The organism is Desulfoluna sp., assembly GCF_030145185.1.
Classification (GTDB): domain Bacteria; phylum Desulfobacterota; class Desulfobacteria; order Desulfobacterales; family Desulfolunaceae; genus Desulfoluna.
The window spans coordinates 1-19,009 of record NZ_JAQYWB010000062.1 but is presented as its reverse complement, the minus strand read 5'-3'; the positions used below and the strand labels follow the sequence as shown (position 1 = coordinate 19,009).

At 55.5% G+C, this 19,009-nt stretch carries 14 protein-coding genes; 10 read left to right on the top strand and 4 right to left on the bottom strand.

The features are described 5' to 3' along the window. Window positions 1-68 precede the first annotated feature (68 nt). A complete protein-coding gene (locus tag Q1Q75_RS17465) occupies window positions 69-1,739 on the top strand; it encodes an NAD+ synthase (protein ID WP_300673235.1) in 1,671 nt (556 codons plus the stop codon). 545 nt (window positions 1,740-2,284) lie between these two features. Further along, a complete protein-coding gene (locus Q1Q75_RS17460; RefSeq protein ID WP_300673233.1) occupies window positions 2,285-3,304 on the top strand; it encodes a glycosyltransferase family 9 protein in 1,020 nt (339 codons plus the stop codon). Between the two features lie 175 nt (window positions 3,305-3,479). On the opposite strand, the gene Q1Q75_RS17455 is transcribed toward Q1Q75_RS17460, so the two are convergent. Then, the gene (locus Q1Q75_RS17455) at window positions 3,480-4,424 is read right to left on the bottom strand and encodes a TIGR01212 family radical SAM protein (RefSeq protein ID WP_300673231.1); all 945 of its coding nucleotides are present in this window, start codon (window positions 4,422-4,424) and stop codon (window positions 3,480-3,482) included. Between the two features lie 245 nt (window positions 4,425-4,669). Between Q1Q75_RS17455 and mnmG the strand changes: the two genes are divergently transcribed. From mnmG to Q1Q75_RS17420, 7 genes are all read left to right on the top strand, one after another. Continuing rightward, entirely contained in the window at window positions 4,670-6,544 is a 1,875-nt protein-coding gene (gene mnmG / locus Q1Q75_RS17450; protein ID WP_300673229.1) for a tRNA uridine-5-carboxymethylaminomethyl(34) synthesis enzyme MnmG, read from the top strand. A 3-nt stretch (window positions 6,545-6,547) separates the two neighbouring features. Beyond that, a complete protein-coding gene (locus tag Q1Q75_RS17445) occupies window positions 6,548-7,165 on the top strand; it encodes an ATP-binding cassette domain-containing protein (RefSeq protein ID WP_300673227.1) in 618 nt (205 codons plus the stop codon). After that, window positions 7,162-7,977, top strand: a complete 816-nt coding sequence (gene fetB, locus Q1Q75_RS17440; protein ID WP_300673225.1) for an iron export ABC transporter permease subunit FetB — start codon at window positions 7,162-7,164, stop codon at window positions 7,975-7,977. The genes Q1Q75_RS17445 and fetB overlap by 4 nt, the downstream gene beginning before the upstream one ends. A 230-nt stretch (window positions 7,978-8,207) precedes the next feature. After that, the gene (locus tag Q1Q75_RS17435; RefSeq protein WP_300673222.1) at window positions 8,208-9,086 is read left to right on the top strand and encodes a J domain-containing protein; all 879 of its coding nucleotides are present in this window, start codon (window positions 8,208-8,210) and stop codon (window positions 9,084-9,086) included. Between the two features lie 165 nt (window positions 9,087-9,251). Beyond that, window positions 9,252-9,770 carry a hypoxanthine phosphoribosyltransferase gene (gene hpt / locus Q1Q75_RS17430; protein ID WP_300673218.1) on the top strand — a complete coding sequence of 173 codons (519 nt, stop codon included), beginning with the start codon at window positions 9,252-9,254 and terminating at the stop codon, window positions 9,768-9,770. Window positions 9,771-9,825: 55 nt separating this feature from the next. Continuing rightward, the gene (locus Q1Q75_RS17425; RefSeq protein WP_300673216.1) at window positions 9,826-11,958 is read left to right on the top strand and encodes a zinc-ribbon domain-containing protein; all 2,133 of its coding nucleotides are present in this window, start codon (window positions 9,826-9,828) and stop codon (window positions 11,956-11,958) included. Window positions 11,959-12,288: 330 nt separating this feature from the next. Then, a complete protein-coding gene (locus Q1Q75_RS17420; protein ID WP_300673214.1) occupies window positions 12,289-14,463 on the top strand; it encodes an acetyl-CoA hydrolase/transferase C-terminal domain-containing protein in 2,175 nt (724 codons plus the stop codon). Window positions 14,464-14,654: 191 nt separating this feature from the next. Here the strand turns inward: Q1Q75_RS17420 and lysA are convergent, their stop codons facing one another. The 3 genes from lysA to Q1Q75_RS17405 all read right to left on the bottom strand — a co-directional run bounded on the left by lysA (window position 14,655) and on the right by Q1Q75_RS17405 (window position 17,932). Then, window positions 14,655-15,920, bottom strand: a complete 1,266-nt coding sequence (lysA, locus tag Q1Q75_RS17415; protein ID WP_300673212.1) for a diaminopimelate decarboxylase — start codon at window positions 15,918-15,920, stop codon at window positions 14,655-14,657. Further along, entirely contained in the window at window positions 15,911-16,390 is a 480-nt protein-coding gene (locus Q1Q75_RS17410) for an Lrp/AsnC family transcriptional regulator (RefSeq protein ID WP_300673210.1), read from the bottom strand. Before Q1Q75_RS17410 ends, lysA begins: the two co-directional genes overlap by 10 nt. Window positions 16,391-16,516: 126 nt before the next feature. Continuing rightward, window positions 16,517-17,932: a DEAD/DEAH box helicase gene (locus Q1Q75_RS17405; RefSeq protein ID WP_300673208.1), complete on the bottom strand. Its 1,416-nt coding sequence runs from the start codon at window positions 17,930-17,932 to the stop codon at window positions 16,517-16,519. Between the two features lie 312 nt (window positions 17,933-18,244). Between Q1Q75_RS17405 and Q1Q75_RS17400 the strand changes: the two genes are divergently transcribed. Continuing rightward, on the top strand, window positions 18,245-19,009 hold a 765-nt coding region (locus Q1Q75_RS17400), incomplete at its 3' end, for a response regulator (protein WP_300673196.1).

Sequence of the window (19,009 nt, the reverse complement as noted above, 5' to 3'; positions counted from 1 at the left end):
GATGGATGGCCCTGGGTGAAAGTGCCGGAAAATCAAGCGGATAGGTGCTCCGCAACAGCGGAGCGTGAATGAAAAAGCGGAATCACGGATGCATGTATATGGTGAGAATAGCAGCAGGGCAGATCAATCCGATTATCGGAGATTTTGAGGGCAATTGCCGAAAGATGGAGGCGGTTGCGAACAAGGCCCGGGAGGCCGGTTGCCGACTGGTGGTGTTCCCGGAACTGGCCGTGAGCGGGTATCCGCCGCGTGACCTTCTGGAGCGGCGCTCCTTCATTGCGGACAACCTGAACGCCGTGGAACGGTTGATGGACAACATTCAAGGCATTGCCGTGCTTCTTGGCTATGTGGAGCGAAACGGCGAGCCCGGTGAGAACAATCTTTACAACGCGGCGCTTCTCTTTGAAGACGGCCGGGTGCTTCATAAGGTACGCAAGCGGTTGTTGCCCACCTATGATGTCTTTGATGAGCGCCGGTACTTTGAGCCGGGCGGGGAATCGACGCCTGTGGTGTGGAACGGGCTTCGATTGGGCATCACCATTTGTGAGGACATGTGGAACGATAAAGAAGTTTTTTCTGCCCGGAAGTACCGCGTGGATCCCGTGGCCGACCTGTGTCGCCAGGGGGCGGAGCTTCTGATTAATATTTCGGCCTCTCCTTTTAATGCCGGCAAGCCCGCGTTCCGGGAAGATTTGATCGGATCCGTGGCCGGGCGGTACAAAGTGCCGGTCTTCTACGTCAATCAGGTGGGGGGAAACGACGGCCTGCTCTTTGACGGGGCGAGCCTTGGATTCCACAGCGATGGGACCCTGGCGGCTCGCGCTGAATCCTTTGTCGAGGACCTGCTGGTCTTCGAGCCCATGGAGAAGAGCCCCCAGCGGATTGCCCCGGCATCGTCCTGCGTGGAAGAGGAGGTGTATCGTGCCCTGGTGATGGGGACTCGGGATTATGTGACCAAGTGCGGTTTCAAAAAGGTGGTGATCGGGCTCTCCGGCGGGATTGACTCTGCCTTGACCGCCGCCGTGGCCGCTGAGGCCCTGGGGGCTAAAAACGTCTCCACCGTGTATATGCCCTCGGAGTATACCTCCTCGGACAATGATGAGGACACGGAAAGGCTGGCAGCGACCTTGGGCTGTGGCTATCAGGTGGTCCCCATCGCCTCGATGTTCGATGCCTTTTTAGGGGCCTCCGAGATTTTTTGTCGGGAGGAGCACGGGGTGACCGAACAGAATATCCAGGCTCGGGTCCGAGGGACCCTGTTAATGGCCTTTTCCAATAAAACAGGCTCTTTGGTCCTTACCACCGGCAATAAGTCCGAGTTGGCCGTGGGGTACTGCACCCTTTATGGCGACATGAACGGGGGGCTGGCGGTGATCTCGGATGTGCCCAAGACCCTGGTATGGGATATTTCCCGGTACATCAACCGTGGAAAGGAGGTGATCCCGCAGCGGATCATTGACAAGGTCCCGTCAGCGGAACTGCGCCCCGATCAGTCCGATCAGGACGAGCTGCCTCCCTACGAGGATCTGGATGCCATTCTTCATGCGTATGTGGAGCAGGTGATGGCCCCTGAAGAGATTGTGGCGAGGGGGTACGATGCCGCCGTGGTGGCCGATGTGGTGCGACGGGTGGAGATTAACGAGTACAAGCGCCAGCAGGCGGCGCCGGGGTTGCGGGTGACGATCAAGGCCTTTGGTTGTGGGCGGCGGTACCCCATTGCCAAGGCCATCGCGAGATAGGCGGAGGGGGGCGGCCTGGCTTTTGGGGGCAGGTCGTTTTGCAGGGCAGGGTGGGGAGATTCCCTATGGAAATGAATGCATCACTCTATATACAAAGTTCAGGCAGCTGCCTATACTCTGCAATCAAAGTGGTAGGTTGTACTCTACAATGAACTTAGTTTCAACCTGCCTCTCCCGCCAACCCAAGACCCGCCTGCTGTCCGTCACCGGTGCTTCGGCACGATGGAAAATTGTCAGCCATGCAGCGACTGACCCCTTCATTCTCTCATCTCTTGGCTTCCCTCTTGGCACGTATTGTCGGATTTTATGGGTGTGGTGACATAAAGTCCGACAATACGCAGCACCACTCTTCAGCTATTATGCATTATTTTTCATAAACTTGTCCTTTATGATTGTTGCTGTTATTTAAGGTTCTGACTCCATGAAGATCAAAAGAATTCAACGCCATGGTGTGTGAGCTCCAGGAATTTATATGCCGATATTGAGTGCGGGGTCTGCTTTATAACGGTTGATTTTAGTTAATACTATGTTTGGATCATAAAGATATGAATTATTTGTGGTTTCAGCGCGGTGCGTATGCGTCTAAAAAAGCGCGTAATTATATACAAAACGAGTTTTCTCCAGAAAAGATAAAGAAAATCGCCATTTTTCGTCATGCTGCTCTTGGCGATCAAGTCATTGTACGTCCATTTCTGATCGAAGTAAGGAAATTTTTTCCTAATGCCGAGATCACGCTGGTTGGCGTGGCAAACTATCAGTATGGTATTCCCTCTGACCTTGCGGATAAAACAGTTATAATGGCTGATAGAGAGCAAAAGAGGCGCATGAGTCTTACTGAGCGATTACGGGATTTTACGCAGCTGGAAGCGCAGGATATAATTTTTGATGTTGCCGGGACAAATCGCTCTCGCTGGATGACATTTTATAGTAAAGCAAAGCTAAAATTCGGTTTTCCCTATAAGCCATATTTTTACGGTACATTATACAATGTTGCTGTATTCCGTTCTGATTTCCAGGCAGAGCTGGAATGCATGCTTGATATGCTTAAAATGCTCGGGCATAACCCTGTTCGTCCGCTTGATTTTGGTTATCCAAGTCATTTGACACTCTTTGATAACTCCAATCCTACCCCTACTATTCTCTATTTCAATGGGGCATCGTCTCTAAAAAAAATACTCTCTCAGCAACAAATGAAAGAAGTGATTCAGAGGTCTGCTGAACAGCTTCCTCATTATCAGCATATTTTCCTGGAAGGAAAGAATGATTTTGAGAAGGGCGATTTTCTGACAGATCTTTGTGGGGAAAATAATATTTCCATACAGCCATGCTTGCCTTTAAAAGAGCTGGTCGAGTTTATCGCCAAGGTTAAATTGGTTGTCGCTCCCGATACGGGTGTCCGGAATGTGGCAGTATCAACCCATACACCCAGCGTAGGTGTTTTTTATTCGACAGTACCCTTTCGTTATACACCACTCGATGGTCCGCACCATATTGTGATGAATGCCGATGGTGAGGTTCCATCAACGGATCAAATTACTGCTGCGATTAATGAAGCCGTAAGCTGAAGTAAAGATGGTAATAAATAAGGCCCTATTTTCTGTTTGCTGTTGCAATGAAGCCATCAAGGTGCATGATGGCTTCATTGATGCCGTGATCTTGAGGTATCCCCCCTCACTTTCTGCTCATTTTTCTTTTTGGCCTTACCGTGGATCACGACAGGGCTCTATATTGACACGCTTGTTATTCCTGGGAACGATTCATGAAGCGTGACCCCTGGACGGTTCCCCGGGTTTCCAGGGTGTCCTGGATGCGTTTGAGGGTGGTGCCTTTTTTCAGGGGCCATTGGGGGGCGCGGAGTTCGTCCCGGTGGGGATCGCCGGTGAGGCGTTGAATTACCATCTCGGGGGGGAGCAGCTCCAGGAAGTCGCAGACCGTCTCCACATAGTCGTCCTCCTCCATGCAGGTGTAGGTGCCGTCCAGGTAAAGGCAGTCCAGGGCGGTGCCCTTGACCACATACAGCAGATGAAGCTTGATGCCGTCGACGCCGAGATCCGCCAGGAGTCTGGCGCCCTCAAGCATCATCTCTCGATCCTCGCCGGGGAGTCCCAGGATGATGTGGGCGCAGATTTTGACGTTGGGGGCGATTTTTCGGGTGAGGGCCACCGCCTCTTTAAAACAGGCCACGTCGTGTCCGCGGTTGATGGCGGCCAGGGTGGTGTCATGGGCCGACTGGAGGCCGTATTCTATCCAGACCAGTTTTTCCTGGGAGTAAGCATCCAGGAGGGCCAGTTTTTCTTCGTCCACGCAGTCCGGGCGTGTCCCGATGGCCAGGCCCACCACGTCATCAAAGGCCAGCGCTTCGTCGTAGAGGGTTTTCAGGCGTTTGACCGGGGCGTAGGTGTTGCTGTATGCCTGAAAATAGACCAGGAAGAGCTTGGCTTTGTAGCGTTTGAAAAGGGCCAGGCGTCCCTGCTGGATCTGCTCGGTGACCGAGATGCCCAGTTGGTACGCGCCGTTTCCAGACCCTTTTTCGTTGCAGAAAATGCATCCCCCCGTGCTGGTGTGGCCGTCCCGGTTGGGACAGGTAAAGCCAGCGTCTACGGTGAGTTTCTGGACCCTCTTGCCGAAGCGTTCTTTGAGGTGGCTGTTGAGGTCGGTGTATCGTTTTGCCTGAGTTGAGTTCATATTGACCTTGCTTGAAACCCGATAATATAATAAGGGGATGAGCGTAAAAAAGTGATGGCGTTTCGGGCTCCTGCGCCATGCAGGGCCTCGAAGCGACCGGAGAGTCCAGTCGGTAAAAACCGGCTGTTTGTGTTGGGGCTGTCCCCCCGGCAGCAGCCCATCATACATCGAACGGCGGGTGAGGTCGAAATGAAAATGACTCCCGACGGATGGATCCTGATGGCAGATAAACAAGCAGGCAAGTAATGGTATCAAATACTCGAAAATATGATGTGATTGTGGTGGGGGGAGGGCATGCCGGTTGTGAAGCGGCCCTGGCCTCGGCTCGTATGGGCCTTTGTACCCTGATGTTGGCCATTGATCTGGATAAGGTGGCCTGCATGCCCTGCAGCCCCTCCATCGGCGGGACCGCCAAGGGGCACCTGGTGCGGGAGGTGGATGCCATGGGCGGGGAGATGGGCAAGGCCTCGGATGCCTCGGCCATTCAGTTCAAGACCCTGAACACCAAGAAGGGGCCCGCCGTTCATTCCACGCGGACCCAGAATGATAAGAATATTTACCACCGCACCATGAAGGCGGTCATAGAAGCCCAGGAACACCTTTATCTCAAGCAGGGGATGGTGGAGCGTCTTGTGGTGGAAGGAGGCGCGGTCAAAGGGGTGGTGGACCAGACCGGGTTTGGTTATGAGGGTGAGGCGGTGGTGATCGCCGCCGGGACCTTTTTGAGCGGCCTGGTGCATGTGGGGACGAGCTGCATTCAAGCAGGGCGTGCCGGAGAGTTTGCCTCGAACGGACTGGCGGCCTCCATGAGGGAGCTAGGCCTTGAGATGGGACGAATGAAAACCGGCACCCCACCGCGTGTCCACCGGGATACCATTGATTATTCGCAACTTGAGGTGCATCAGGCAGACGAGGTGCCCTGTTTTTTCTCTTTTTCCTCTACCCACGCCCCCCTGCCGCAGCTGCCGAGTTTTATCGGTCACACCACGGCGGCGACCCGCAATGTTGTCATGGAAAACCTCGCACGCTCCCCGCTCTATTGCGGCACGATTAAAGGGGTGTCGGCCCGGTATTGCCCCTCCTTTGAAGACAAGGCCGTGAAATTTCCCGACCGCGTGTCCCACCAGGTGATTCTGGAGCCCGAAGGGATCGATACCCGGGAGATGTATATTGGCGGGTTGGGCACCAGTCTGCCCGTGGACCTTCAGATTCCTTTTGTTCGGTCGATTCCGGGGTTCGAGGCGGCGGAGATCATCCGGCCCGGCTATGCCATCGAATACGATTATGTGAATCCGGTGCAGCTGCGCCCGTCTCTGGAGACACGAAAGGTCGCCGGGCTGTTCCTGGCCGGCCAGATCAACGGCACCTCCGGATACGAGGAGGCGGCAGCCCAGGGGCTCTGGGCCGGCGTCAACGCCGCCCTTAAGGTGATGGGACGGGCTCCCTTTGTGTTGGACCGCTCCCAGGGGTACATGGGGGTGATGGTGGATGACCTCGTCACCCGGGGGACCCTGGAACCCTATCGAATTTTTACCTCCCGGGCGGAGTATCGCCTGATGATGCGTGAAGACAATGCCGACTTCCGCTTGACGGAAATAGCCCATGAGCTGGGCCTGGTGAGTGATGACGTTGCCCGGCAGGTACGGGAACGCAAGGCTGCCATCGATCGGGAGATGGGGCGGATTCGCCGGGTGGTGGTCAAGCCGTCTCCAGAGATGAATGCCTACCTGGCCGAGCGCGATTCCGCCCCGCTTAAGACTGGGGTTCCCCTCGATCAAATCCTTAAACGGGCCAAGATCGGCTACGAGGTGGTCCGTGAGGTGGCACCCGCCGAGCCCCCTGTGGATGCACGGGTGGCAAGGCAGGTGGAGATTGAGGTGAAGTACGAGGGATATATCGATCGGCAGCTTTCAGAAATAGAAAAATTCAAGCACCTGGAGAAGATCCGGATCCCGGAAGATTTTCAATTTGAGGCCGTCCATGGCCTCTCCAACGAGCTGCGGGCCAAGCTGATCGCCGTGCGACCCGTCTCCCTGGGACAGGCCTCACGCGTCGACGGCATTACGCCCTCTGCTATTTCTGTGTTGATGATTCACCTGAAGAAGCGTGAGGGGCGGTAACTCATGGGGATGGATCTCGTGATTGACGCGTTGTGCATCCGGGGCCTTGGGCCTGTCCGTCTCACGGTGCCTGCGGGCGGTTGTGTGGGGCTTTCCGGCCCCTCCGGGATTGGCAAAAGCTCCCTTCTTCGAGCCGTGGCGGATATGGAGCCCCATGAGGGCCGGGTCCGCCTCGGGACGATGGCGCGTGAGGACCTCTCTGCCTCGGAGTGGCGGCGTCGGGTGGGGATGCTTCCCAGCGAGAGTGCCTGGTGGAACGATGGGGTGGGCGAGCACTTTCTGGCGCCTGAAAAGGTGAGGCCGTCGGTGCTGGGGCTTCGTGAGGAGGTTCTCTCGTGGCCCGTGAAGCGTCTCTCCAGCGGTGAGCGACAACGGCTTTCGTTGTTGCGCCTGTTGGATCGAGAGCCTCTGGCCCTGCTTCTGGATGAACCCACGGCCAATCTGGACGAGGTCAGCACCCGGCAGGTGGAGGCGTTGATCCTTGGGTATGCCCGGGAGCGGCAGGTGCCGGTCCTTTGGGTGGGCCATGGCAGGGCACAGCTCGAACGGGTGGCCCAGCGGGTGGTTTCCTTTGACTCCGAGGGGTGTCTGCGGGACGCGGACGGGGAGGCTTGCCGATGAACGCAGTGATTGCCTTGTCCCCCATGGATCTTTCCATTGCCGCGCTGCTGGTGGTGGCCCTGGCTTTTCTCTCCTTTCGGATGGACCTGGGGGTGACCCGGCAGATTGTGGTGGCGGCGCTGCGCACCACCCTTCAGCTGCTTCTGGTGGGGATGGTTCTGAAAACCCTGTTTGATCGAGCCCAGCCATGGATGCTGGCCTTCATCGCCCTGGTGATGGTGACCACGGCGGGTCGGGTGGTGATGAGTCGCCAGACCCGTCAGTTCACCGGGATCTGGGGCTTTGGCACCGGAACGGCGGCCATGACCGTCTCTTCCTTTTCCATTACCTGTCTTGTGCTCACCACGGTGATCCGCATTGACCCCTGGTATGCCCCCCAGTATGCGATTCCTCTTTTGGGGATGATGCTGGGAAACACCATGACGGGCATCGCCATTGGAATGGAGCGCCTCACCTCCACGGCCTGGCGTGACAGCGGTGTGATTGAGGGGCGCTTGATGCTCGGCCAGACCTGGGATGAGGCCATTGGTACGATTCGGCGTGAGAGCATTCGAAGTGCCATGATTCCTACCCTAAACTCCATGGCGGTGGCGGGGATCGTCAGCCTGCCGGGGATGATGACCGGGCAGATCCTGGCGGGGAGTCCGCCCATGGAAGCGGTGAAGTATCAAATTCTGATCATGTTCATTATCAGTTCCGGGACGGGCTTCGGTGCGGTTCTTGCCGTTTCCGTCGGGGCCAGACGACTGTTTGATGAGCGGCAACGCCTCCGGCTGGATCGTCTGGTCGGAAAGAAAAATGAGGCGCGGTGAGAAACGGGCGTCTGTGCGGTGAAATGAGGTGGCGACGTGGCTCAAACCTCCCGGACCGGGGGAACTGTCCTTGACACCGTGAATCAATGAACCTATTTTTCGGGTATCGAAAGCGATGGGATCTCCTGCAGTTTGAGCAATCGGGGATGAAAACACGTCAATAACGTATGGCCTGACGCTTGGAAGGACTCCTTCTCTGGCGCCGGGCTCTTGCGATTGGATCATACAATATGGACTATTATAAAGTGTTGGGCGTTGAGCGAAACGCCACCGATGACGAGATTAAAAAAACGTACCGCAAGCTGGCCATGAAATACCACCCTGACAAAACCAAGGGGGACAAGGCTGCCGAAGACAAGTTCAAACAGATCAGCGAAGCCTATGCGGTTTTGAGTGATTCGGCCAAGCGTAAGGAGTATGACACGTACGGGGCCTCTGGTTTTCAGCAGCGTTACAGCCAGGAAGATATTTTTCGGGGCTTTGATCTCGGAGATATTTTCCGTGAGTTTGGTTTTGGCGGGAACTCAGGGGGCTTCGGTAACGGAGGCTTTGGCCGTGGCGGCGGTCAGGGATGCCAGGGCCGACGTCAGGTGAAGGGGGCAGACCAGACCCTTGAGATTACCTTGACCGTTCAGGACGTGTTCAGCGGGACCACCCGCTCACTGTCCGTGGGAGGGGGTGCGTCCACCATCAATGTGCGTATTCCTCAGGGGATGGTGGATGGCAAGAAGCTCAGGCTGACAGGCAAGGGCGAACCCAGTCGTCAGGGCGGCCCGGCCGGGGATCTTTATATTCAATCCCGTGTGGTTGGGGCTGGCGGGTTTGTTCCCGATGGTCAGCATGTGATTTATGATACCGATATCCAGGTTTCAGAAGCCCTTCTCGGGGCCACTCTCACCGTGCCGATGCTGGATGGCGGCGAGATTAACCTGAAGGTGCCTGCAGGCACTCAGCACAAAACGAAATTAAGGATTCCTGGCAAGGGATTGCCCGAAATGAAGGGGGGCGTCAGGGGAGATCTGTTTGTTCGAATAGGGGTGACCATACCGAAAACTCTGACCGATGATCAGAGAACGGCAGTCGAGAATCTGGCGAAAAATGGGCTGTAATGGCTTATAATGATTGACATCCGATGGCTTTTTGATGTACGGCCTTGGGGAGGGTGTTTCTCTTTGTTTCGTTGATTTATAAAGTAAGAACACACGGTCGCATGTGTTATATCAATGTGTAAACAGGTGTAGCGCAAGCGATGAAGTAATGATAAAGTAATGAGAATGTCAGAACTTATTGAAGTACTTTCAAAAGAAGAAATCGCTAAAAGTGTCACCGAAGTGGGGGCTGTTATTTCCCACGATTACCGGAACGGTACCGTGGCGATGGTCGGTGCCCTGAAGGGTGCTTTTATCTTTATGGCCGATTTGGCGCGGGCGATTACCGTCCCTGTTCAGATCGGTTTTCTGGGTATCTCCAGTTACGGGAAAAGTTCCGAGTCTTCAGGAACGGCGACGATCACCAAAGAGCTGGATCTTGATGTCGCCGGGATGGATGTTTTGGTGGTGGAAGATATTGTGGACACAGGGCTTACCCTTGGGTTTATTATGGACTACCTCAAGTCCAAAGGCGCCCGCAGTGTCAAGGTGTGTGCGTTTCTGAACAAGAAGGAACGTCGATCTATAGAGGTCCAGGTGGATTATGCCTGTCACACAATTCCCGAAGGGTTTCTGGTTGGGTACGGCTTGGATTATGCCGAAGATTACCGACATCTGCCCGGAATTTATCATTTAAAAATGTAAACAGAACCGATCAACAGGATGGGTTGCATTCGCATCATGAAAAGGGGACGCGAACATGATTATCACGTGTCAGGAGTGTGATTCCAGGTTTGTTTTGGATGACAAGCTGATCAAACCCACGGGTAGCAAGGTGCGCTGCTCAAGTTGCAAGCACGTGTTTAAAGTCTTCGCGGAAACGGCTCCCCCGTCTTTCGTGGAACCCGACGCACCCGCACCGGCAGCGGTTTCTGCCGCGCCCCCCCCCCTTGACGCCCAGCCACCACGTAACCTTGATGAAGGCGATGATCTGGCTGATGAGTTGAACCGTGAACTGGATCGTCTTTTCGGTCTGGACGATTCCTCCTTTGATGACTCTGAAGCCATGGGGGCTGCTGAAACACCCTCGGCTCCAGTTCCTCAGCCAGAGCCGGCCCCAGAGCAGGAAGAGGCCCCTCTGGACTCCATTGAAGAGATTAATTTGGAGGACCTGGGTCTTGGCGGCCTCGACCTGTCGGAAGGGACGGTCGATGAACTTCCCGATGACCTCGATTTGTCAGACCTCGATCTTTCCGACCTGGACTTGGATCTGTCTCTGGACGATGAGTCCATGCCTGTGGCGCAGGCCGGCGGGCAAGAGGTGGAAGAGGTTCTGGACTTTTCTGGCCTGGAGGATGCGCTGACTGGGGAGGGATTGGAATCCTCTGGCGCGGAAGAGGAACTTGATTTCTCTGACCTCGGTCTTGAACCGGAGACAGGGAGTTCGGCGGCACCCCCTGTGTTTGATGACGACCTTGATTTTTCTGATCTTGAAGCGGCCCTGGAGGCTCCGGCGGCGTCTGGTGAGCCTGAAGAGGATCTCGACTTTTCTGATCTGGCGCTTTCGCTGGATGACGGCCTCAGCGATGTTGAGCTGGTGGGAGATAGCCAGGAGGTGACTCTCTCTCGGGACAATCGAGAGATTGAGCCCCTGAGTCTGGGGGGGGGCGGTGAACTGGAGCTTTCCCTCGATGATGGGCCTTCTGGGACAGCCCTTGGACGCGCTGGTTCGGTTGGGGGCGGTGGGTTGCCTCAAGACGACGATGGGTTGATGGAACTGGATCTGGAACTGGACCTGGGTGTGGATGAACCCATGCAAGCGGCCCTGGACAGTTCTCTGGATGAAGAGCTGGATCTCTCCGAATTGGAGGGGCTGCTGCAGGAAGAGCCGTCTTCCGAGTTAACCGTGGCTGAAGATGATGACATTGAGTTGGAACTCGATTTTGACTTTCAGGCCGATGAGAAAACTCAGGAGATTGAGCCCCTCTCCACGGCACCTCTGGGTGAATCCGATTTCAGTGACATTGAGGCGATGCTTGAAAAAGACGACAAGCCTTTGGATGTGGTGTCTGATTTGAGTGGTGAGATTGATCTTGAGTTGGAACTGGATCTGGCCCCCGCCATGGAGGAAACTGTGGTCAGTACGCCTCTGATGGCTCAGGCGGAGCCGGTGATGGGTATGGCTGAGATCGATGAGGACGAGATGATATCGGATGCGTCCCAGAGTGCTTCATCCAAAGCCAAGGCATCTCATACCTTTGCGGCTGATGGCGGCAGAGGCAGCGGCCTTCGAATCTTTGTAACGATTTTTCTTGTGGTCATTTTTCTTTTTGCCATTCTTGCGGGTGTCTACGCCCTTCGGGGTAAGATCCGCGACAGAACAGGGATCGCCATTCCCACGATTGCGGTGGTGGAGACGGTCCGTGAGCAGGTGGCCTCCTTCGGCATCCCCGGTGTGAGTGATTGGGTGAAGCCCGAGGTCAAAGATCCCGACGGCAAACTCAACCTGGCCACCCAGGATGTGACGGGGCGTTTTATGACCAGCCCCATCCTGGGAGATCTTTTTGTGATTACGGGAAAGGTCAGAAACAATTATCGGGAGACCCATCACTCCATCCGTCTCATGGGGCGTCTTTTTACAAAGGACAACCATGAGGCTCAGGGGAAAGAGTTCTTTGCCGGGAATATCATCACGGATGCAGAGCTTGGTACCTTGACCCTGGATCAAGTCGATCAGAGGTTGAAGACGGCCTCGGGCAACGAGAATATCAATGCCCGGGTGCGGCCTGGCCAGCTTGTTCCCTTTATGGTGATTTTTGAAAAACTTCCCGATGATCTGGCGGAGTTTGCAGTTGAAATCCTGGCCTCCGGCGAGGGTGTTGCCATTCCATAATCCCTTTGAGGGACGACGAAGGCCTTGAATAGATAAGTCTGAACCCCCCTGCAGCGCATCTTGTGCTGCAGGGGGGTTTTTTTGTCGATTTCGAAAACAATGATATATGAAAAGTTCAAGAGTAAAGAGATGACAATAATGTCTAAAACGTTTCGTATTGTTTCGTAATGGGATTATGATTTACAACCCCACTCGGTTGTATTATAGAATTTTAATTCTATTGATGTAATACAGCAATCATTTTCCCGGCGAGGGCAGGATGTCTCAAAGGGTGAGCGCCCAAATTAGGGGGGGCTAATTGTTGCTATCGTAAGGAGGCAGGAGAGAGTTATGGAACCAAGAGAACCCGTTTATTATGCAGATGTGGAACGTTGTGTAGATGATTTGATCGCCAAGGTTGGGAAGAAGGTCGGCATTGCCATCCCTTTGGCGGTTGGTAAACCCAATCATTTGGTGAACGCTCTGTACCGCCGGTTGAAGACAGACCCCGAGATGCACTTGAAAATCGTGACCGCCGTGTCGCTGGAAAAACCCACGTGGACCAATGATTTGGAACGACGGTTTCTCCAGCCCATTGTGGAACGTATCTGGGGTGATTTTCCGGATTTTGAGTATGTCTTGGATCTCAGAAAGAATGAGATTCCCAAGAACTTCGAACTGGTGGAATTTTACAGCGGTACCGCGCAGTTCCTGAACTGCCCCCATGCGCAGCAGCATTACCTCGGATCCAACTACACCCATGCCATTCGAGATGCGTTGATCCAGGAGTGTAACGTCGCGGCCCAGCTGGTGACCAAGAAGGAGATTGACGGAAAACTCTGGTACTCCTTAGGCACCAACCCTGATACCCACCTGGATGGGGCCGAGTTTATTCGGACCCATGAAGACGACGGGATTCCTCGGGCGATGATCGGCCAGATGAATACGGATATGCCCTTCATGTACGGGGACGCCAAGGTGGATCCGGGTCATTTTGATATGGTCATCGAAAATCCTGACTATGAGTTCAAACTCTTCAGCGCACCCAAGGAGATGGTGAACACCACCGACTGGATGATCGGGCTCAACGCCAGTGTGCTGGTCAAGGACGGCGGCACGCTTCAGGTGGGCATCGGTTCCCTGGGTGATGCCATTGTGGCGGGGATCATGATGCGTCACATGGAAAACGAGGCGTATCGGTCCTTTCTGACGGAGGCCGGCATCCTCGAGGCGAATGGCACACTGATTAAAGAGTGGGGCGGTGTCGACGTCTTTGATGAGGGGATCATGAGTTCCACGGAGATGTTTGTGGACACCTTGCTGGATCTTTATCAATGTGGCGTGATCAAGCGGAAGGTTTATGAGAACCTGGACCTTCAGCTTCTGCTCAATGAGGGGGCCATTACCGATGAGGTGACCCCGGAGATGGTGAAACTCCTTCTGGAGCGTGACGCGATTCGTCCGCAGCTCCGTGAGAAGGATGTGGCCTTTCTGACCGCTTTTGGTGTCTTTAAAAAAGGCATTGTCCTTGACCAGGGCGAATTGGTGGATGGGGAGGCGCGATTCTCTGCGGATCTCTCCGATGCGGCCAACCTGGACGCCGTTTTAACCCATTGCCTTGGCAAAAACCTGGACAAGGCCGTGGTGATTTATGCCGGCTTCTTTGTCGGGCCCAAAGCCTTTTATGACACCCTGAAGTCCTTGCCGGAAGAAGAGCTCAAGCTCATTGACATGCGCAGCGTGGCTTGGATCAACCAGCTCTATGGAGATGATTATCAGCTTCGTGTGGCGCAGCGCAAACACGGTCGCTATATCAATGCGGCCTTGATGACCATGCTTAACGGAGCCACCGTGGCCGATGGCCTGGAAGACCACCGCATTATCAGTGGCCCCGGCGGTCAGTACAACTTTATCGCCATGGCGCACGCTATTCCGGATGGCCGGGCGGTCACCATGATTCGCAGTACGCGAGGGCAAGGGGCCAAGGCCACCTCCAATATCGTCTGGCAATACAATCACACCACTGTGCCCCGGCATTTACGGGATATTGTGGTGACGGAGTACGGCATTGCCGATTTGCGCGGGCGCCAGGACCATGAAGTCATGACCCGCCTTATCTGCATCGCTGATTCCCGTTTTCAAGATGAGCTTCTGGCCAAGGCCAAGGCCAAAGGGAAGGTGCCGGCAGAGTATCAACTGCCTGAAAAATATAGGCACAACACCCCTGAAAAGCTCGAAAAGCAGGTGGAAGCATACCGCAGCCGAGGCTTCTTTAAGCCCTTTCCCTTCGGGACGGATTTCACCGAGGAGGAGATTGTCCTCGGCAAGGCCCTGAAAGGGGTGAAGTCCCGGGCAGAAAAGAAAGTGGCCATGGGCCGGGATCTCATCAAAAAGGCCCTGGAGCCAGTGCCTGATGCGGCTCAGCCTTATCTGAAACGTCTCTCCCTTGATGCACCGAAAACATTTAAAGAGAAGATGCTGCAGAAAGTAGTGCTCCTTGCCCTTGAGGACTCGAAAGCCATTTGATTTTGATGGGTGGAAACCCATGGCTGTGAATGTGTAAGCAAAAAAGGGGAGCGACCGCCTGGCGGTTGCTCCCCTTTTGTTGTTTAAACGGGTGCCATAAAAGCCTGCTTGTCCAAGGTTTCATACGTCTGGCCCCCGGCAGGTCCGCCGGAGGCATACTCTGAATCGTTGCCTTGTTTCAAGAGGCAGGCCTACGCGGTGGGGTTGAAGGGGGCCGCGTCGCAGAGGAGGGTGGCGGTGTAATCTTCGAAGGTCTCTTCCCTGCGGATCATGTGGACCGAGCCGTTGGACTCCAGGAGGAGTTCTTTGGGGCGCATTTTGCCGTTGTAGTTGAAGCCCATGGCGTGGCCGTGGGCGCCGGTGTCATGGATGAGGAGAAGATCTCCCTCTGCCAGGGCGGGCAGGTCACGCTGAATGGCGAATTTGTCATTGTTTTCGCAGAGGGATCCCACCACGTCCACCACGGTGTCGCAGGGGAGGTCTGCTTTGGCCGGGACGGTGATGTGGTGGTAGGCCCCATACATGCCGGGACGCATGAGGGCAGACATGCAGGCGTCCACACCCACGTAGGTTCGGTAGGTCTCTTTTTTGTTGATGACCCGGGTGACGAGCGCGCCGTGGGGGCCGGCCATGAAGCGGCCGCTCTCCATGCAGAGGCGGGGCATGTACCCCTCTTCTTTTTCGAAGGTGTTGAACAGTGCGGTGATTTCTTTGGCCATGGCCGTGATGTCGAGGGCTTCCTGGCCGGGCTCGTAAGGGATGCCCAGGCCACCGCCGATGTTGATGAACTCAAAGGTGATGCCCAAGGTTTTCCGTAGATCCCGGATTCGGTCGAGGAGCATGGCGGCGGTCTCCACCATGTAGGTGTGGTTCAGCTCGTTGGACGCGAGCATGGTGTGGAGGCCGAAGCGGGTGGCTCCTCGCTCCATGGCTTTTCGGTAGGCACCCTCCAGTTGATCGTGGCTGACACCGTACTTGGCCTCCAGCGGGTTTCCGATGATCTCGTTGCCGGTGCGCCGGTTGCCGGGGTTGTATCGAAAGCAGATGAGCTCCGGCATCTCAGGGACCTTCTCAATGAGGCTGATGTCGTCCAGGTTCAGGACGCTTCCCCCTTCGGCGGCTGCCGCCCGGAACTCCTCTTCGGTGGTGTTGTTGGAGGTGAACATCAGCGCATCTCCGTGCCCACCTGCCATACGGGCCAGCTGTAACTCCGGGGTGGAGCTGCAGTCGAAGCCAAAACCCTCTTCCTTAAAAATTTTGAGAATTTCGGGGTTGGGCAGCGCCTTGACGGCAAAGTACTCTGAAAATCCGGTGATGCCGGAAAAGAGGGTTTTCAGGTGGCGACAGGTGTCGCGGATCCCTTTTTCATCGTAGATATGAAAGGGGGTGCCGTAGTGGTCGGCAATGCGGTCTACGACGGGGGTCAAGCGGTCGGTGAATTCCGGTCTCATGGGCATGGGTCACATTCCTTTGCGGCAAGGGGGATCTGGGAGGTTTCCTTGTAGGTTGACAGGGCCACGGCGGTGGCCAGGGGGCGCAGCCCCTCGAGGGAGCCGAGGGTATGGGTCAGGAGTTCCTTAAGGGATGCCGTGTCTTCTACCCGGACTTTGATGCGAAAGCCGGTGCCGCCCGAAAGAAAGTGGACCTCTTGAACTTCATCAATGGCAGCCAGGCTCTCCCCGGCTTCGTCCAGGCGTGAGACGTCGTCCACGGCCATGTCCACGAAGGCGATGAGGCTTCGTGCAAATTTTTTGGGGTTGAGGATGACTTCGTATCCGTCGATGTACCCCTGGTTTTCCAGTTTGCGGATCCGTTCCAGGACGGCCGACGGGGCCATGTTGACACGGCGGGCCACCTCCACATTAGGAATACGGGCTTTTTCCTGAAGTATTTTCAGGATGGTCAGGCTGATGCAATCAAGGGTCATGGGTGCTCTCCATTTTTATACAAAGATACCTCTGCCGGCCGAAAGGTGTCAAGAATATAATTCTGTAGTAATACAATTTGACAGAATATAATTCTGTCAATCGAGGTGGGATGTGAATATGAGCCGTTATTGAAGGGCGGGCGACGGCGGTAAGGTCACCTCGGTTCCCGGGGCAATGGCGACGCTGTTGGACTGGTAAACGGCGAGCCGGGCCCGGGCAGCTGATTCGAGAATTCCGATTTCAACATCCACGTAATCGACGATGAGTGCCTTCTCTTTTCCTGGGCCGGGGCGGAGGACGCGACCGAGATACTGCAACAGCCGTCCGGAGAATCGAATGGGGTAGGTGAGGAAGAGGGTGGCCAGGCAATGGGCGTCAAAGCCTTCCCCGAGGAGCTGGCTGGTGGCAAAAAGAACCTTAACTTCTCCCTTTTCCAAGCGCTCCAGCACATCAGACCGGGCTGATTTTGTGAGGTCTCCGGTGATGAGGTCGGCGTCAACGCCGTGATTATAATGGAGCAGGGTTCTCATATTTTCGCAGTGGGCTTTCCGGTCGGAGAGGATGAGCAGGGTTCCCTGGGTATGGGGAAGCTCTTCGAAAATATCTTTGACGATCAGTGCATTTCGACCGGTGTCTCCGGTCAGTTGTGCCATGAGCTTCGCATAATGGGTGGTCCCGTCGATATCGGAATAGAAGGGGGTGAGCCGGAAGCGGACCTCGGCTCTCAAGAGATGCCCTTCCTCAATGAGGGGGCTCTTGTCAATTTTCCAGGCCGACTCCCCTAAGTGGAAGAAGATGAGGCGGGACAGTTTGTCCCGCCGCCAAGGCGTGGCGGAGAGACCCGTCATGAAGTGGGCGTCGAAACGGCTCACCGCTTCGGTAAAAGTGCGGCTGGGAGCCCGGTGGCATTCGTCAACGATCAGATACCCAATGGTTGAGGCCACCTCTTCCGATCGTTTGTAAAGGGATTGGACCATGGCCACCGTGACTTTTTCTCCGAGGCGGAAGGTGCCGCCTCCGATCAGGCCCACCTCTTTTTCGGGGATGCCCAGGAAGGTTCCGATGCGGGCGATCCACTGTCGGGCCAGGTCTTTGGTGTGAACCACGATGAGGGTGGGCTGACGCCTTTCGGCCACGAGGTAGAGGGCCATGACCGTCTTCCCGGCCCCTGTGGGGGCGGTGAGGACCCCAAACTCTTTTTTCAGCACCGCCTGGCAGGCTTCTTTCTGGAAGGGGCGCAGGCGACCGGTGAAATCAAAGGAGACCTCGGCACATGTGCGCCTGTGGTCGGTGAGGGTAAAGGGGACGGCCTCTTGCCGACAGGCTGTGATGATCAGCCGCATGCATCCCCGGGGAAGGATGAGGGCCTCCTCTTCCTCCACATAAAAATGCAGATCCTTGTCCACCCCGCGGTTCCATCGGCCACGGCGCTGGTTCTCCTGCCAGATGGGGTTGGGGAGTGTCAGGCTTTGTTTGATGCGTTCCTTCAGCTCCCGGGGGGGCTGAAGGAGGGTGGCCCGGTTGTCTAAGAGTATCTCCACGGTTTGAGCAAGGCTCCCTGTGGGTTGGGCCGCGCGGGGCCAAGAGGGGCGCGGGTGGCCCTTTCTTTCTTTCCGGCGGGATTAAATCGGGTTAGTTTTTGCAAAGGCCTATGAAATGATCTATGATGTATCACAAAGCACCGAAGCCTGCAAAAATGATGGCGGCATGCCGCCTTAGGGGGCTTTGAAGATCTGGAAGGGGGAGACGAAAGCGCCGGCATTTGCGGTGCTTTTTTGCGGCCCCTGTGACACGGCTACCTGAGGGCTCACTATGCCATTCGTTGACGATTCCATGCCATGGGTAAGCAACACATGACGGACTGCAGAAAAGAAACGATACTTTTTGTTGATGACGAGGAGAGCATTCTCGACATCACCGGTGAATACTTCAGGCATAAAGGCTATGAGGTATTGACGGCGGGTAATGGCCATCAGGCTCTTGAGATGCTGGCCACCCATCAGGTGGACTGCTGCTTCACCGACATCAATATGCCTGGAATGGATGGCCTGGAATTGGCCGAACATATCCGGCAGCGGGATGTCTCTATCCCCGTGGTGGTCATGACGGGTTTTCCCTCCCTTGAAAACACCCTTTCCACGCTGAAAAACGGGGTGGTTGATTTCCTGATCAAACCGGTGAAGCTCGACCAGATGGAGCTTTGCGTCAACCGGGTCTTCAGAGAGCGCGAGCTTTTTTTGAAGAACCTGCTTCTGGCCAAAGAGGTGGAGGGCAAAGAGCGGCTGGAAGTCCTCAACACGAAGCTGGTGAGCAAGGTTGATGAGCTCAACATCATGAACCGCATTATGGATGATTTCTCCGCCATCAGTTCCAGCGAGGAGCTCTTCAAAAAAGCGACGGAAGTGGCCGTGGACATCACCGGAGCGGATGCCTCGCGGTTTTTTATTGTGAGCGAGTCGGTGGATACCCCCTTTGAAATGGCAGCCACCGGGGCCAGCGGGACGCAAATCTCCCTGGATGGTCTTGCCCTTCATGGAGAGGCGCTGGAGACGCTCATACGTGAGGTCGCCCAGGAAGGGGTCCCGACCCTGATTTCTCACAGCTCGCGACTCAAAGCG

Coding starts and splice junctions, on each gene's coding strand:
- Q1Q75_RS17420 (WP_300673214.1), top strand. CDS start 12,289: ATGGAACCAAGAGAACCCGTTTATTATGCAGATGTGGAACGTTGTGTA.
- Q1Q75_RS17460 (WP_300673233.1), top strand. CDS start 2,285: ATGAATTATTTGTGGTTTCAGCGCGGTGCGTATGCGTCTAAAAAAGCG.
- lysA (WP_300673212.1), bottom strand. CDS start 15,920: ATGCCCATGAGACCGGAATTCACCGACCGCTTGACCCCCGTCGTAGAC.
- Q1Q75_RS17455 (WP_300673231.1), bottom strand. CDS start 4,424: ATGAACTCAACTCAGGCAAAACGATACACCGACCTCAACAGCCACCTC.
- Q1Q75_RS17435 (WP_300673222.1), top strand. CDS start 8,208: ATGGACTATTATAAAGTGTTGGGCGTTGAGCGAAACGCCACCGATGAC.
- Q1Q75_RS17445 (WP_300673227.1), top strand. CDS start 6,548: ATGGGGATGGATCTCGTGATTGACGCGTTGTGCATCCGGGGCCTTGGG.
- Q1Q75_RS17410 (WP_300673210.1), bottom strand. CDS start 16,390: ATGACCCTTGATTGCATCAGCCTGACCATCCTGAAAATACTTCAGGAA.
- Q1Q75_RS17425 (WP_300673216.1), top strand. CDS start 9,826: ATGATTATCACGTGTCAGGAGTGTGATTCCAGGTTTGTTTTGGATGAC.
- hpt (WP_300673218.1), top strand. CDS start 9,252: ATGTCAGAACTTATTGAAGTACTTTCAAAAGAAGAAATCGCTAAAAGT.
- Q1Q75_RS17465 (WP_300673235.1), top strand. CDS start 69: ATGAAAAAGCGGAATCACGGATGCATGTATATGGTGAGAATAGCAGCA.
- mnmG (WP_300673229.1), top strand. CDS start 4,670: ATGGTATCAAATACTCGAAAATATGATGTGATTGTGGTGGGGGGAGGG.
- fetB (WP_300673225.1), top strand. CDS start 7,162: ATGAACGCAGTGATTGCCTTGTCCCCCATGGATCTTTCCATTGCCGCG.